Origin of the sequence: Pseudomonas sp. A25(2017), from assembly GCF_002001065.1 — a bacterium.
Lineage (GTDB): Bacteria > Pseudomonadota > Gammaproteobacteria > Pseudomonadales > Pseudomonadaceae > Aquipseudomonas > Aquipseudomonas kilonensis.
Genome location: NZ_MUOA01000064.1, coordinates 63,861 through 78,503, shown reverse-complemented (window position 1 = coordinate 78,503; position 14,643 = coordinate 63,861). Strand labels below are relative to the sequence as shown.

The 14,643-nt window shown below is 61.6% G+C and carries 13 protein-coding genes; 9 read left to right on the top strand and 4 right to left on the bottom strand.

Translation table 11 applies throughout. The features are described 5' to 3' along the window. Positions 1 to 383 precede the first annotated feature (383 nt). Both B0E42_RS15805 and B0E42_RS15800 read right to left on the bottom strand, forming a co-directional pair. On the bottom strand, positions 384 to 1,877 hold the full coding sequence (locus B0E42_RS15805) for a CoA-acylating methylmalonate-semialdehyde dehydrogenase (RefSeq protein WP_018605104.1): 1,494 nt from the start codon (positions 1,875 to 1,877) through the stop codon (positions 384 to 386). A gap of 71 nt (positions 1,878 to 1,948) precedes the next feature. Next, positions 1,949 to 3,298 carry an aspartate aminotransferase family protein gene (locus tag B0E42_RS15800; RefSeq protein WP_003197518.1) on the bottom strand — a complete coding sequence of 450 codons (1,350 nt, stop codon included), beginning with the start codon at positions 3,296 to 3,298 and terminating at the stop codon, positions 1,949 to 1,951. A 122-nt stretch (positions 3,299 to 3,420) separates the two neighbouring features. On the opposite strand from B0E42_RS15800, the gene B0E42_RS15795 reads away from it, so the two are divergent. The 6 genes from B0E42_RS15795 to B0E42_RS15770 all read left to right on the top strand — a co-directional run bounded on the left by B0E42_RS15795 (position 3,421) and on the right by B0E42_RS15770 (position 9,918). Beyond that, the gene (locus B0E42_RS15795; RefSeq protein WP_014336429.1) at positions 3,421 to 4,341 is read left to right on the top strand and encodes a LysR family transcriptional regulator; all 921 of its coding nucleotides are present in this window, start codon (positions 3,421 to 3,423) and stop codon (positions 4,339 to 4,341) included. Positions 4,342 to 4,546: 205 nt separating this feature from the next. After that, positions 4,547 to 5,197, top strand: a complete 651-nt coding sequence (locus B0E42_RS15790; protein WP_018605108.1) for a TetR/AcrR family transcriptional regulator — start codon at positions 4,547 to 4,549, stop codon at positions 5,195 to 5,197. Between the two features lie 7 nt (positions 5,198 to 5,204). After that, a complete protein-coding gene (locus B0E42_RS15785; protein WP_018605110.1) occupies positions 5,205 to 5,786 on the top strand; it encodes a YigZ family protein in 582 nt (193 codons plus the stop codon). Between the two features lie 534 nt (positions 5,787 to 6,320). Beyond that, the gene (locus B0E42_RS15780) at positions 6,321 to 7,874 is read left to right on the top strand and encodes an ABC transporter ATP-binding protein (RefSeq protein WP_077506801.1); all 1,554 of its coding nucleotides are present in this window, start codon (positions 6,321 to 6,323) and stop codon (positions 7,872 to 7,874) included. An 11-nt stretch (positions 7,875 to 7,885) separates the two neighbouring features. Next, a complete protein-coding gene (locus B0E42_RS15775) occupies positions 7,886 to 8,992 on the top strand; it encodes an ABC transporter permease (protein WP_046064423.1) in 1,107 nt (368 codons plus the stop codon). Next, positions 8,992 to 9,918: an ABC transporter permease gene (locus B0E42_RS15770; RefSeq protein WP_077506800.1), complete on the top strand. Its 927-nt coding sequence runs from the start codon at positions 8,992 to 8,994 to the stop codon at positions 9,916 to 9,918. Before B0E42_RS15775 ends, B0E42_RS15770 begins: the two co-directional genes overlap by 1 nt. 68 nt (positions 9,919 to 9,986) lie before the next feature. Here B0E42_RS15770 and B0E42_RS15765 read toward each other — a convergent pair whose 3' ends face one another. Next, on the bottom strand, positions 9,987 to 10,415 hold the full coding sequence (locus B0E42_RS15765) for a hypothetical protein (protein ID WP_018605116.1): 429 nt from the start codon (positions 10,413 to 10,415) through the stop codon (positions 9,987 to 9,989). Positions 10,416 to 10,496: 81 nt separating this feature from the next. On the opposite strand from B0E42_RS15765, the gene B0E42_RS15760 reads away from it, so the two are divergent. The 3 genes from B0E42_RS15760 to B0E42_RS15750 all read left to right on the top strand — a co-directional run bounded on the left by B0E42_RS15760 (position 10,497) and on the right by B0E42_RS15750 (position 13,163). Continuing rightward, on the top strand, positions 10,497 to 10,847 hold the full coding sequence (locus B0E42_RS15760; RefSeq protein ID WP_018605117.1) for a MerR family transcriptional regulator: 351 nt from the start codon (positions 10,497 to 10,499) through the stop codon (positions 10,845 to 10,847). Positions 10,848 to 10,872: 25 nt separating this feature from the next. After that, complete coding sequence (locus tag B0E42_RS15755) at positions 10,873 to 11,559, top strand: SDR family oxidoreductase (protein ID WP_014336422.1); 687 nt, start codon at positions 10,873 to 10,875, stop codon at positions 11,557 to 11,559. Between the two features lie 245 nt (positions 11,560 to 11,804). Continuing rightward, positions 11,805 to 13,163, top strand: a complete 1,359-nt coding sequence (locus B0E42_RS15750) for an 8-oxoguanine deaminase (RefSeq protein WP_053178016.1) — start codon at positions 11,805 to 11,807, stop codon at positions 13,161 to 13,163. Between the two features lie 98 nt (positions 13,164 to 13,261). On the opposite strand, the gene B0E42_RS15745 is transcribed toward B0E42_RS15750, so the two are convergent. Further along, the gene (locus tag B0E42_RS15745; protein ID WP_018603248.1) at positions 13,262 to 14,353 is read right to left on the bottom strand and encodes a calcium:proton antiporter; all 1,092 of its coding nucleotides are present in this window, start codon (positions 14,351 to 14,353) and stop codon (positions 13,262 to 13,264) included. Positions 14,354 to 14,643 lie beyond the last annotated feature (290 nt).

Genomic DNA, 14,643 nt, shown 5'->3' with positions numbered 1-14,643 from the left:
GCTTCGGAAACATCAACAACTTCAACCACTTGCGCTTCCGATCTCTCGTTAGCGGGAGGCGAATTCTACAGCGTTACTCGCTGCTGTCAACACCTCTTTTTCACCGCTTTCGACCGAGAAGATCGAACCGCCGATAGAGCCAAACAACACCGCTCCACCTGCTCCTTCCGGGCTTCGATGACCTGAAGCCCAACACCTTCGAAACTTACTTAACTCATTGAATCTCAAGGAGTTTTCCGTTTCGACTGCGCCGGAAGTGGGGCGAATTATAGACTTCCAGAATCTGCCGTCAACACCTTTCTTCACAATTCTGTCACATCAGTCAAAAAGCCCCGTAAACACAGAGGCCGGCGCCCAAGGGTGCCGGCCTCTTCACTTACCGGTTACAAGCTGGGGAACGCAAACTGCGAAGCCTCATGGCTGGCCCGCTGCGGCCAGCGCTGGGTAATGGCCTTGCGACGGGTATAGAAACGCACGCCGTCCGGGCCGTAGGCGTGCAGGTCACCGAACAGTGAACGCTTCCAACCGCCAAAGCTGTGATAGGCAACCGGCACCGGCAATGGAACGTTGACGCCCACCATGCCGACTTCGATCTCATCGCAGAACAACCGCGCCGCCTCACCATCGCGAGTAAAGATGCAAGTGCCGTTGCCATACTCGTGATCGTTGATCAACTGCATCGCCTCTTCCAGGCTGTTAACCCTGACGATGCACAGCACTGGCCCGAAGATCTCTTCCTTATAGATGCGCATCTCAGGGGTCACGCGATCAAACAGGCAGCCACCCAGGAAGAAGCCCTCCTCATGCCCGGTCACACTCAAGCCACGGCCGTCGACCACCAGCGAAGCACCCGCCGCCACACCGTCTTCTATATAGCCGCTGACCTTGTCCCGATGCTGACCGGTCACCAACGGCCCCATATCCAGCCCGCAAGACGTGCCGGCGCCAATCTTCAGCGCCTTGATCTGCGGCACCAGCTTGGAGACCAACGCATCCGCCACCTGGTCGCCGACACACACCGCTACCGAAATCGCCATGCAGCGTTCACCGCACGAACCGTACGCCGCGCCCATCAGTGCGCTGACGGCATTGTCCAGGTCCGCATCCGGCATCAGCACCGCATGGTTCTTCGCCCCACCCAGCGCCTGGACGCGCTTGCCGCGCCGAGTGCCCTCGGCATAGATGTACTCGGCAATCGGCGTCGAACCGACAAAACTCAGCGCCTTCACTTCTGGCGCTTCGATCAGTGCGTCCACCGCAGCCTTGTCGCCGTGCACCACGCTCAATACGCCCTTGGGCAAACCGGCTTCCAACAACAACTGGGCGATCAGCAACGTCGAACTCGGGTCACGCTCGGACGGCTTGAGAATAAAGCAGTTACCGCAAACGATCGCCAGCGGATACATCCACAGCGGCACCATCGCCGGAAAGTTGAACGGCGTGATGCCCGCCACCACGCCCAGAGGCTGGAAGTCTGACCAGGCGTCGATGTTCGGTCCTACGTTACGGCTGTATTCGCCTTTGAGGATTTCTGGTGCCGCACAGGCGAACTCGACGTTTTCGATGCCGCGCTTGAGCTCACCGGCCGCGTCTTCCAAGGTCTTGCCGTGTTCTTCACTGATCAACTGCGCGATGCGCGACTCGTTCTGCTCCAGCAATTGCTTGAAACGAAACATCACCTGCGCGCGCTTGGCCGCCGGTGTATTGCGCCAGGCCGGGAAAGCCGCCTTCGCGGCGTCGATGGCCTGCTGGATGGTCGCGCGATCAGCCAATGGCACTTTATGGATGGCCTGGCCAGTGGACGGGTTGAACACATCGGCGGTGCGAGCGCTGTCGCTCAGCAGTTCGCCATTGATCAAATGCGGGATGAGGCTCATGGGGACTCCAAAATTATCCACAGGCGCCCGTAACCGGACGCCCGTTATCGAAAGCTATATAGAAGGACGTATCAGTCGAGCTTGTTCAGCACTTCACCGACCGCATCGAACAGGCGATCCAGGTCCTGCGGCTTGCTGTTGAACGTTGGCCCGAACTGCAGGGTGTCGCCGCCGAACCGCACATAGAACCCGGCTTTCCACAACGCCATGCCGGCCTCGAACGGACGCACGATGGCATCGCCGTCGCGCCCGGCGATCTGGATCGCGCCGGCCAGGCCATAGTTGCGAATGTCGATGACGTTCTTCGCGCCCTTCAAGCCGTGCAATGCATTCTCGAAATGCGGGGCGATCTCGGCCACGCTCTGTACCAGGTTTTCTTTCTGCAGCAGGTCCAGCGCCGCCAGGCCAGCCGCGCAGGCTACCGGGTGCGCCGAGTAGGTGTAGCCGTGGGGAAATTCCACCGCGTACTCGGGCGTCGGCTGGTTCATGAACGTCTGGTAGATCTCGGAGCTGGCAATCACCGCCCCCATGGGAATCGCACCATTGGTGACTTGCTTGGCGATGCACATCAGGTCCGGGGTCACGCCGAAGCTGTCGGCACCGAACATTGAACCGGTGCGACCGAAACCAGTGATCACTTCGTCGAACACCAGGAGGATGCTGTGCTGGTCGCAGATTTCCCGCAGGCGCTTGAGGTAACCCTCAGGCGGCACCAGCACGCCGGCCGAACCCGCCATCGGTTCGACGAACACTGCGGCGATGTTGGACGCATCGTGCAGCTCGATCAGCTTCAGCAGCTCATCGGCCAAGGCGATGCCACCTTCTTTTGGCATGCCACGGGAATAGGCATTGCTGGCCAGCAAGGTGTGAGGCAAGTGGTCGACGTCCATCATGGCCTGGCCGAACAGTTTGCGGTTGCCGTTGACACCGCCGAGGCTGGTGCCGGCGATGTTCACGCCGTGATAGCCGCGGGCACGACCAATCATCTTGGTCTTGGTCGCCTGGCCCTTGAGACGCCAGTAGGCGCGGACCATCTTCACCGCGGTATCGGCGCACTCGGAGCCGGAGTCGGTAAAGAACACATGATTGAGATTGCCCGGGGTCAGGCTGGTGATTTTTTCCGCCAGTTGGAACGACAGCGGATGGCCGTACTGGAACCCCGGCGAGTAATCGAGGGTGCCCAGTTGCTTGGCGACCGCTTCCTGGATTTCCTTGCGCGTGTGCCCGGCGCCACATGTCCACAGGCCCGACAGCGAGTCGTACACCTTGCGCCCCTTGTCATCCACCAGCCAACTGCCTTCGGCAGCGACGATCAGGCGCGGATCGCGCTGGAAATTGCGGTTGGCGGTGTAAGGCATCCAGTGGGCATCCAGCTTGAGCTGGCTAGCCAGGGAACCGGCAGCGTGTTCGGGCATGTTCATCGACAAAACCTCGCAGGTCATAAGCGACAGGGATCGAAAGGCGTTCTTGCAGCTAAGTTGCCACGGCGATAAAGTCGGTGAAATCCAACTTTTGTAACCTTCAGTCGGTGGATCACTAAACTATGAGCGTTCGTCGTCCCGATCCACTGGCCCAGGTCAGCGACTTTGATATTCGCCTGCTGCGCATTTTCCGCAGCGTAGTTGAATGTGGTGGATTTTCCGCCGCTGAAACCGTGCTGGGCATCGGTCGCTCGGCCATCAGCCAGCAGATGAGCGACCTCGAGCAACGTCTCGGCCTGCGCCTGTGCCAGCGTGGGCGCGCGGGATTTTCCCTGACCGAGGAAGGTCGCGAGGTGTATCAATCGGCGTTGCAGCTATTGAGCGCACTGGAAAGCTTTCGCACCGAGGTCAACGGCCTGCACCAGCATTTGCGCGGTGAATTGACCATCGGCCTGACCGACAACCTGGTCACCCTGCCCCACATGCGCATCACCCATGCCTTGGCGCAATTGAAAGAGCGCGGGCCCGACGTGCAGATCCAGATTCGCATGATCGCCCCCAACGAAGTCGAGCAAGGCGTGCTCGACGGGCGCTTGCATGTTGGCGTAGTTCCCCAGGCCAGCGCCCTGTCCGGGCTGGAATATCAACCGCTGTACAGTGAACGATCGCTGCTGTACTGCGCGGTCGGGCATCCGCTGTTTTATGTCGATGACCAGCAACTTGAGGACGCTCGCCTCAACAGCCAGGACGCCATCGCGCCGACCTTCCGCCTGCCAGCCGAAATACAGGCCCATTACCAGGCGCTCAATTGCACCGCGAGTGCATCGGACCGCGAAGGCATGGCGTTCCTCATTCTCACCGGGCGCTACATCGGTTACCTGCCCGATCACTACGCCAGCCTCTGGGTCCAGCAAGGTCGGCTGCGAGCCTTGAAACCGGCGGTACGGTTCTATGACCTGAGCCTGGCGTCGGTCACGCGCAAGGGCCGCCGGCCTCACTTGGTGCTGGAGAGCTTTCTCGAAAGCCTGGCGGCCACCCGTTAACCCCTGTGGGAGCGGGCTTGCTCGCGAAGGCGGTGTATCAGGCGACACCTATATCGAATGACCCTCCGCTTTCGCGAGCAAGCTCGCTCCCACAAGGGGCAGAGGATCGCCATCGAGAGGCTTTTAGTGTGATGGCACTTGTCGGATTGATGCCGGTGCGCTATCAACGCATTTGCTTGCCCACAGACCCAGCCCGGAAACGCCCATGACCTTTGAAGTCCCTGCCCACGGTGGCAAGCCCACCAGTCGCATTCGTCAAAAGAATGAAGAGACGATCCTCAAGGCTGCCGAAGATGAGTTCGCCCGTCACGGGTTCAAAGGCACCAGCATGAATGCCATCGCCCTCAAGGCCGGGCTGCCCAAGGCGAACCTTCATTACTACTTCACCAACAAGCTCGGCTTGTACGTGGCGGTGCTGAGCAACATCATCGAATTGTGGGACAGCACCTTCAATACCCTCACAGCCGAGGATGATCCCGCCGAAGCCTTGACCCGCTATATCCGCGCCAAAATGGAGTTCTCTCGTCGCCAACCCCAGGCCTCGCGATTGTTTGCCATGGAAGTGATCAGCGGTGGCGAATGCCTGAGCGAATATTTCAACCAGGATTATCGCGCCTGGTTCAATGGTCGGGCGGCCGTATTCCAGGCCTGGATCGATGCCGGCAAGATGGACCCGATCGACCCGGTGCACCTGATTTTCCTGCTGTGGGGCAGCACCCAGCATTACGCCGACTTCGCCACCCAGATCTGTCGCGTGACCGGGCGCAGCAAGTTGACCAAGCAAGACATGGTCGAGGCTGGCGACAACCTGATCCGCATCATTCTCAAGGGCTGCGGCCTGACACCTGCCCTCTAAGATCGCCATGACCTTTACCCTTGCCGGCTTTTGCGAATACCGCGAAGAAATTCGCAAAAGCCGTTTCATTACGCTCGCCGCGCCCATCACCAGCCCCGCCGACGCCCAGGCCTTTATCGAGCAGCACAGTGACCTGAATGCCACGCACAATTGCTGGGCCTGGAAACTCGGCGACCAATACCGCAGCAACGACGATGGCGAGCCGGGCGGCACCGCCGGGCGGCCAATCCTGGCCGCGATCGAAGCACAGGCTTGCGATCAGGTCGCAGTGCTGGTGATCCGCTGGTACGGCGGGATTCAACTGGGCACGGGCGGGCTGGCCCGGGCTTATGGCGGCGGCGCGAACAAATGCCTGCAAAACGCCGAGAAAATCGAATTGATCAGCCGCGTGCCCTTGCACTGTAGCTGCGGGTTCGCCGAACTGCCCTTGGTGAAACTGCGCGTCGCCGAATGCGGCGGGCTGGTCAATGAAGAACGCTTTACGGCCAATGGCGTAGACCTGCAGTTGGCCGTGGGTGAAGCGCAGATCGAAACATTGCAAACGCAACTGGCCGACCTGAGCCGTGGACGGATTCGGTTAGGGCGCTGAGTTCAAAGGCTGCAACCTTTCAGGGCGCCTCGCAATCGTTCAACTTGCCCACATCCACTGTGCACCCGACTGTGGATAACCTGAGCACATCCCTCTGTAACCCTTCTGTCATGCGGGTTTGAGAGGGTTGCTCATTTTTCAGCCAAAGTCCCGCCGAACCGACAAATTTATCCACAAAACAAGTGCTTGCAGCGGTTTATCACCTTTAGAAGAAAGCCTCGCAGTGCTTATGCCCGAGTTTCCGGCTTGCGCACAATAACTGTGGAGCAACCTGTGGATAACCCGTTCATGGCTCCTGCCACCCCAAGAAGGGCATGGCTCGCAGCCGCTTGCTCAATTTTTAACCACCCATTTCAGGGCAAACCGGTGCCTGCACCCAATCCTCGTGCGCCAAGCCGGTGCAGATTTTCCCTTGGACAGGCGTCCGGGCCACACGTAGAAGGCCTTGGCGGCGGGATCAAGGTGATTTCCTGACCTGATGGCCAGGAAATTGCTTTATCCACAGGCATTCCTGTCCATCGGCCCGAGCCTGTCATGTCCAACCCCGACTCCATCGCGCGCCTGCAATTGCGCAACATCAGCAAACGCTACCCCGGTTGCCTGGCCAACGACGCCATCGACCTGAGCATCCAACCCGGCGAGATCCACGCCCTGCTCGGGGAAAACGGTGCGGGGAAAAGTACCCTGATGAAAATTATCTACGGCGTCACCCCTGCCGACTCGGGTGAAGTGATCTGGCAAGGCCAGCGCGTCAACCTGCGCAACCCGGCCCAGGCCCGCAGCCTGGGAATCGGCATGGTGTTCCAGCATTTCTCGCTGTTTGAAACCCTCACCGTTGCGCAAAACATTGCCCTGGCAATGGGCGCTGCAGCCGGTACGCCGGCGCAGCTGGAACCTCAGATCCGCGAGGTTTCCCGGCGCTATGGCATGACGCTGGAACCGCAGCGGCTGGTCCACAGCCTGTCGATTGGCGAGCGGCAGCGGGTGGAGATCATTCGCTGCCTGATGCAGGACATTCGCCTGCTTATTCTCGACGAACCGACTTCGGTGCTCACGCCCGCGGAAGCCGAAGAATTGTTCGTGACCCTGCGCCGCCTGGCGAGCGAGGGCTGCAGCATCCTGTTTATCAGCCACAAGCTCGGGGAAGTGCGAGCGTTGTGCCACAGCGCCACGGTGCTGCGCGGCGGGCGGGTGTCGGGGCATTGCACGCCGGCGCACTGCTCGGACCGGGAGTTGGCGCAACTGATGGTCGGCGAAGCGGCCGGACTGATCACGGACTACCCCAAGGTCAGCGCAGACAAAGCCTTCCTGCAAATCAACAAGCTGTCCTGGCACAACCCGGACCCGTTCGGCTGCTCGTTGCGGGACATTGACCTTGCGGTCTGCAGCGGCGAAATCGTCGGCATCGCCGGGGTGGCGGGAAATGGCCAGGACGAATGGCTGGCGTTGCTCAGCGGAGAAACTCCGCTTGCCCGCCAGCAAGGCGAAACGATCCGATTCGACGGGCAACCCGTGGCTTATCTACGCCCCGACGCCCGTCGCCGGCTTGGGCTGGCCTTTGTCCCCGCCGAACGCTTGGGCCATGGCGCCGTGCCGCAATTGAGTCTGGCGGATAACGCCTTGCTCAGCGCTTTCCAACAGGGCCTGGTCAGCCACGGACTGATTCGCCGCAGCAAGGTCGAACACCTGGCCGAGGAGATCATCCGTCGCTTTGGCGTGAAGACACCCGACACCAAAACCCCGGCGCGCAGCCTCTCGGGAGGCAACCTGCAGAAATTCATTCTCGGTCGGGAAATCCTCCAACAGCCGAAGCTGCTGGTGGCCGCTCACCCGACCTGGGGCGTGGACGTCGGCGCGGCGGCGACCATCCATCGCGCCCTGATTGCCCTGCGCGATGCAGGCGCGGCGATTCTGGTGATCTCCGAAGACCTCGATGAACTGTTCCAGATCAGCGATCGCCTCGGTGCCTTGTGCGGTGGGCGTCTGTCGGCCTTGAGACCCACCGTCGAGACCCGGCTCAGTGACGTCGGCGGCTGGATGGCCGGCCAGTTCGACGCCCCTCAATCCCCTGCCCCCGCGCCGGTTTAACGGAGTTCTACATGCTGCTTTCTCTCGAACCTCGCGGCCAGCAATCGCGCCTGATGCTCTGGTGCTCGCCGCTCTTGGCCGCCGTGTTGACCCTGGGCTGCGGCTCACTGCTGTTTATCGCCCTCGGGCATGACCCGTTGCAAACGCTGTACACCTTGTTGATCGCCCCGATCAGCGACCTGTACGGCGTGTCCGAATGGCTGGTCAAGACCTTGCCGATCCTGCTGTGCGCCCTCGGCCTGGCAGTGGCCTATCAGGCGCGGATCTGGAACATCGGCGCCGAAGGCCAACTGCTGCTGGGTGCCCTGGCCGGCAGCGCCTTGGCGGTGAACATCATCGGCCTGCAAAGTCGCTGGGCGCTGGTGTTGATCCTGCTCACCGGCACCTTGGCCGGAGCGGCGTGGGCCGGGCTCACGGCGTGGCTGCGCACGCGCTTCAATGCCAATGAAATCCTCACCAGCATCATGCTCAATTACATCGCCTTGAACCTGTTGCTGTTTTGCGTTCACGGACCGTTGAAAGACCCGGCGGGGTTCAACTTCCCGGAGTCGGCGATGTTCGGCGAGGCCAGTCGCCTGCCGTTGCTGCTGGAGGATGGCCGGGTCCATGCCGGGCTGTATTTCGCCCTGCTGGCGCTGGTGGCGGTGTGGGTCTTGTTGCAGAAAAGCTTCGTCGGCTTTCAGATCAAGGTGCTGGGTCTCGACGCCCGCGCCGCCGGTTTCGCCGGCTTTCGCCAGAAACCGCTGGTGTGGCTGGCGTTGTTGATCAGCGGTGCGCTGGCCGGGCTGGCCGGCGTCTGCGAAGTGACCGGGCCGATCGGCCAACTGGTGCCGCAGGTGTCGCCGGGCTACGGCTATGCGGCGATTACCGTGGCGTTCCTGGGGCGCCTCAATCCCATCGGCATTCTGTTTGCCAGCCTGCTGATGGCCCTGCTGTACATCGGCGGTGAGAGCGCGCAGATGTCGTTGAACCTGCCCCAGGCAATCACCCAACTGTTCCAGGGGATGATGCTGTTTTTCCTGTTGGCCTGCGACGTGCTGATTCTGTACCGGCCACGCCTCAACCTGCGCTGGGCCCGACGTACCCGAACCACCGCCGTACAGGCAGGAGCGCTGTGATGGATTTCGACCTGTTGAGCAATATTTTCTACGCCATGGTCCGCTGCGGCACGCCGTTGCTGCTGGTAGCCCTGGGTGAATTGGTCTGCGAAAAAAGCGGCGTCCTCAACCTGGGCCAGGAAGGCATGATGCTGTTCGGTGCGGTGATCGGTTTTATCGTCGCGTTCAACAGCGGCAACCTCTGGCTCGGCGTGCTGCTGGCGATGGCTGCCGGCATGCTGTTGTCGGCGTTGTTCGCGCTGGTGGCGCTGGTGTTCAACGCCAATCAGGTGGCCACCGGGCTGGCGCTGACGATTTTCGGCGTGGGCTTGTCGAGCTTTGTCGGCGCGGCCTGGGTCGGCAAACCGCTGGCCGGGTTCGAGCCGCTGGCGATTCCCTACCTGAGTGACATCCCGTTGATCGGGCGGATGCTGTTTGCCCAGGATATGCTGGTTTACCTGTCCTTCGCCCTGTTTGCCCTGGTGGCGTGGACGATCATGAAAAGCCGCGCGGGATTGATCATCCAGGCCGTCGGGGAAAACCCCGATGCCGCCAGCGCCATGGGCCTGCCGGTGCTACGGGTGCGAACCCTGGCGGTGTTGTTTGGCGGCGCCATGGCCGGGCTGGCCGGCGCCTATCTGTCGTTGGCCTACACGCCGCTGTGGGCTGAAAACATGAGCGCCGGGCGCGGCTGGATCGCCCTGGCGCTGGTGGTGTTCGCCAGTTGGCGGGTGTGGCGCCTGCTGCTGGGCGCCTACCTGTTCGGCCTCGCCAGCATCCTGCACTTGGTGGCCCAGGGGCTGGGCCTGGCGATTCCATCGAGTCTGCTGGCGATGCTGCCGTATGCCGCGACCATTGTGGTGCTGGTGCTGTTGTCCCGGGATGCCGTGCGCACTCGACTGTATGCGCCGGTGTCCCTGGGACAGCCTTGGCAGGCGGGGCATTGAGATAGACCGCGGCGCGCTTATCGCGGGCAAGCCTTGCTCCCACAGGCTTTCATGAGTCCCACAGACTGTCAGTGACCTGTGGGAGCAAGGCTTGACCGCGATGAGTCCCGAACAGGCAACACCTGAACCAAGCCCCACACCACCTCGAAAAACAGGAAAACCCACAACACCGCATTGGCCCCATGAAGCAGCGCATACAGCATCCAGGCTGCAAACAGAAACCGCCCCACCGCGTCATAACGCCCATACAGTGCCTGCGGATCCCGAATCCGTAGCACCGACCACACGCAGACAATCGAGCCGAGCAGATTCACCATCAGCACATGCGCCGGCGCAAACGGCGGCAGTTCTCCAGGCAGGTCGAATAGCTGAGTCAAACTCATCAACACACCATGCAGCGCCGCAAAGCTCCACGGCGTGACCAGCGCGGCCGACACGATCAGGTCGTACCAGGCGCTGCCAAGCACCACCCGGCGGTATTGCATCGAAGTCCACATACACTTTGCTCCAGATAATTGGGGAGCGAATAGGCTAAAGCCTGGGGTATGCTCCAAGGTCAAGTCCTCAGGAGTTCCGCAATGCGCATCGGTGAATTAGCCCAGGCCTGTGCCGTCAGTCGAGACACGCTGCGCTTCTACGAGCAACGGGGCCTGATCGCGGCGTCGCGTAGCGCCAATGGCTATCGCGACTACCCCGCCGACATAGTGCAACTGGTGCTCTATATCAAGACCGCCCAGCGCCTGGGCTTTACCCTGGGCGAGATCAGCGCCAGCGTTGGCGCCCTGTGGAACGCCCCCGATCCGGACTGCGCGGTGACGCAATTGCTGCAAGACAAACTGAACCTGATCGAAACCCGCATCACCGAACTCGATGCGTTGCGTCACGAGCTGAAACAACGGCTCGGGCAACGCTGTCCATTAAATCCATGACCTTTTTCTTTCAAGGATGCCTCTCATGAATTCGGCAAGAAACGCATTGATCATCGGCGCCTCCCGGGGCCTGGGCCTCGGTCTGGTGAAGACGCTGCTCAGCGATGGCTGGAACGTGACCGCCACCGTGCGCAACCCGCAGAACGCAGAGGCTTTGAAGGCGCTGGGCCCGGTGCGGATCGAAAAACTCGACATGGACGACCAGCAAGCGGTCATCGCCCTGAGCCAACAGCTCAAGGGCGAGACCTTCGACCTGCTGTTCGTCAATGCCGGCGTCAAGGGCCCGGACAACCAGAACCCGGGCGGCGCGACGCTGGCCGAAGTCGGCCAGTTGTTCTTCACCAACGCCGTGGCGCCGATCAACCTGGCCCAACGCTTTGTCGGCCAGATCCGCGACGGCAGCGGCGTGCTCGCCTTCATGAGTTCGGTGCTGGGCAGCGTGACCATGCCCGACGCGCCGGAGCTGGCGCTGTACAAGGCCAGCAAGGCGGCGCTCAACTCCATGACCAATAGTTTTGTCAGCCAACTGGGCGAGCAGACATTGACCGTGCTGTCGCTGCACCCGGGTTGGGTGAAGACCGACATGGGCGGCGAAGGCGCGGACATCGATGTCGAGACCAGCACTCGCGGGCTGATCGACCAAGTGAATGCCTTCGCCGGCAAGGGCGGGCATCACTTCGTCAACTACAGGGGCGAAACAATCCCTTGGTAAACACCGCCTACCTCCTGTGGGAGCGAGCCTGCTCGCGATGCGGTTTTACATCCAGCATTGATGTCGACTGATACACCGCTATCGCGAGCAGGCTCGCTCCCACATTGGATCTTGGTTAGGCACTGGATATGTGCGGCGTAACCTAAGTACACTCCAAACCTCGCCCCCCACGGCGACCCTGGATCAGCAGACAGGGCATCACTGAGCTGGCTAACCTGAACCCACTTTCAGAGGAGCCGGCCACCATGCCTGCGACCCGTACCTGGTTAAAAAATCCCCTCGCCACTTTCACGGCCAACGACCTCGATGCCCGTGGCGGCCTCGTCCTGCAGGACGGTGTGATCGTCGAACTGCTGAGCGCCGGCCAGCAACCCGCCCAGCCCTGTGACAACCTCTTCGACGCGCGCGAGCATGTGATCCTGCCGGGGTTGATCAACACCCACCATCACTTCTACCAGACCCTGACCCGCGCCTGGGCGCCGGTGGTGAACCAGCCGCTGTTTCCCTGGCTGAAGACCCTCTACCCGGTGTGGGCGCGGCTGACCCCGGAAAAACTTGCCCTGGCCAGCAAAGTGGCCTTGGCCGAGTTGCTGCTGTCGGGCTGCACCACGGCGGCCGACCACCATTACCTGTTTCCCGAAGGCCTGGAAAATGCCATCGACGTGCAGGTGCAGAGTGTTCGTGAACTGGGCATGCGCGCGATGCTGACCCGCGGTTCCATGAGCCTGGGCGAGGCCGACGGTGGCTTGCCGCCGCAGCAGACTGTGCAGCAGGGCCAGGTGATTCTCGACGACAGCCAGCGCTTGATCGGTCAGTACCACGAGCGCGGCGACGGCGCGCAGATCCAGATTGCCCTGGCACCCTGCTCGCCGTTTTCGGTCACGCCGCAGATCATGAGCGCCAGCGCCGAACTGGCGGAAAAGCTCGACGTACGCCTGCACACGCACCTGGCTGAAACCCTCGATGAAGAAGCGTTTTGCCTGCAACGCTTTGGCCTGCGCACCGTGGACTACCTGGACAGCGTCGGCTGGCTTGGCCCGCGTACCTGGCTGGCCCACGGCATTCATTTCAACCCGGATGAAATCGCCCGTCTCGGCGCCGCCGGTACCGGCATCTGTCACTGCCCGAGTTCGAACATGCGCCTGGCCTCGGGCATTTGCCCGACCCTGGACCTGACCGCCGCCGGCGCTCCCGTGGGCCTGGGGGTAGACGGTTCGGCATCCAACGATGCCTCGAACATGATCCTCGAAACCCGCCAGGCGCTGTACATCCAGCGCCTGCGCTACGGCGCGCAAGCGATCACGCCGGAACGCGTGCTGGGCTGGGCGACCCGGGGCTCGGCGCAACTGCTCGGGCGCAGCGATATCGGCGAACTGGCGGTGGGCAAACAGGCCGACCTGGCGCTGTTCAAGCTTGATGAGCTGCGCTTTTCCGGCAGCCACGACCCGGTCTCGGCGCTGTTGCTGTGCGGTGCAGATCGGGCTGATCGGGTGATGATCGGTGGGCAATGGCGGGTCATCGACGGGCAGGTCGAGGGGTTGGACTTGAAGGGCTTGATTGCCGATCACAGCCAGGCGGCGCGGGAATTGATCGCCGGCACCTGACCGGACGCCATCGCGGGCAAGCCTTGCTCCCACAGATGTCCATGAGTCCCACAGACTTTCATTGATCTGTGGGAGCAAGGCTTGCCCGCGATGCTCTTCTAGAGGCCCAGCAGGGACAACATGATGAACGTCGCAAACAACACAAAATGGGTCATGCCTTCGATGGCATTGGTCTCGCCATCGTTGAGGTTGATCGCGCTGACAATCAGGGTGATGAAGATCATCACCGTCTGCACCGGGGTCATTGCCATCTGGAACGGCTGGCCGGTGTAGAGGGCCATGGCTTCCATAATGGGCACAGTGAGGATCACGGTGGACAGCGAAGCGCCCAGCGCGATATTCACCACCGACTGCATGCGATTAGCGAGGGCGGCGCGCAGGGCGGTGAGGATTTCCGGTGCGGCGGAGATGGCGGCCACCAGGATCGCCGTGACCACCGGCGGCGCACCCGAGCCTTCCAACCCCAGGTCGAGGGCCTTGGACATGACTTCGGCCAGGGCGCCGATCACCACCACGCCAAACACCAGCGCGCCGATGGAAAGCGTCAGACTGATGGGTTCCGGTTCGTTTTCCACCGGCTCTTTCTTGCGACGTTTTTCCGGATAGCTGTAGCTGAAGAAGTAACTGTGGGGCCCGACCTGCATGCGCAGGAACAAGGTGTACAGCACGATCATCGCGCCGATGGTAAAGGCCGAATAGATTTTCCAGCTCTCGCGGGGAATGAACTCCGGCACCACCATCGATACCCCCATGGCGGTGAGAATCATCACGCTGTAGGTGCGCGCCGAATCGTCGTTGTAGGCCTGCTCGCCATGCTTGATCCCGCCCATCAGCGCCGCGAGCCCGAGGATGCCGTTGATGTCGAGCATCACCGCCGAGTAGATCGTGTCCCGCACCAACGTCGACGAAGCCTCGTTGCTCATCATGATCGCCAGGATCACCACCTCCACCAGTACCGCCGACAGCGTCAGGATCATCGTGCCGTAGGGATCACCGACCTTTTCCGCCAGCAGTTCGGCGTGATGGGCCACGCGCATGGACGCCGCGACGATGAAACCGATCAGGGCCAGGCCGCCGGTCAGCGCCACCACTTGCCCGCTGCCCAGCAGCCAGTGCTCCAGCGGATAGGCGATACACGCAGCGATCAGCGCCAGCAACAGCAGTTTTTCTTGCTTGAGCAAAGTGAGCATCGCGGGCCTGTCACCGTGGGCGGGGTCATGAGTTACTGACTATAGGGGGCGGAGAACGTTTCGTTCGGGGTGATGCACCAGGGGGTGGCGCTTGCAGGCAGGGTGCACCTTTATTGTTCTCAAAGGCCTCATCGCGGGCAAGCCTTGCTCCCACAAGTATCGCGGTGCACTTGTGAAGCGAGCTTGCCCTCCCATGAGGTTGGGCTGCCCATCTGTTGGGGCAAGGCCTGATTCCACATGGTTTGGCCTTGCACTTGTGGGAGCAAGGCTTGCCCGCGATGACGGCAACA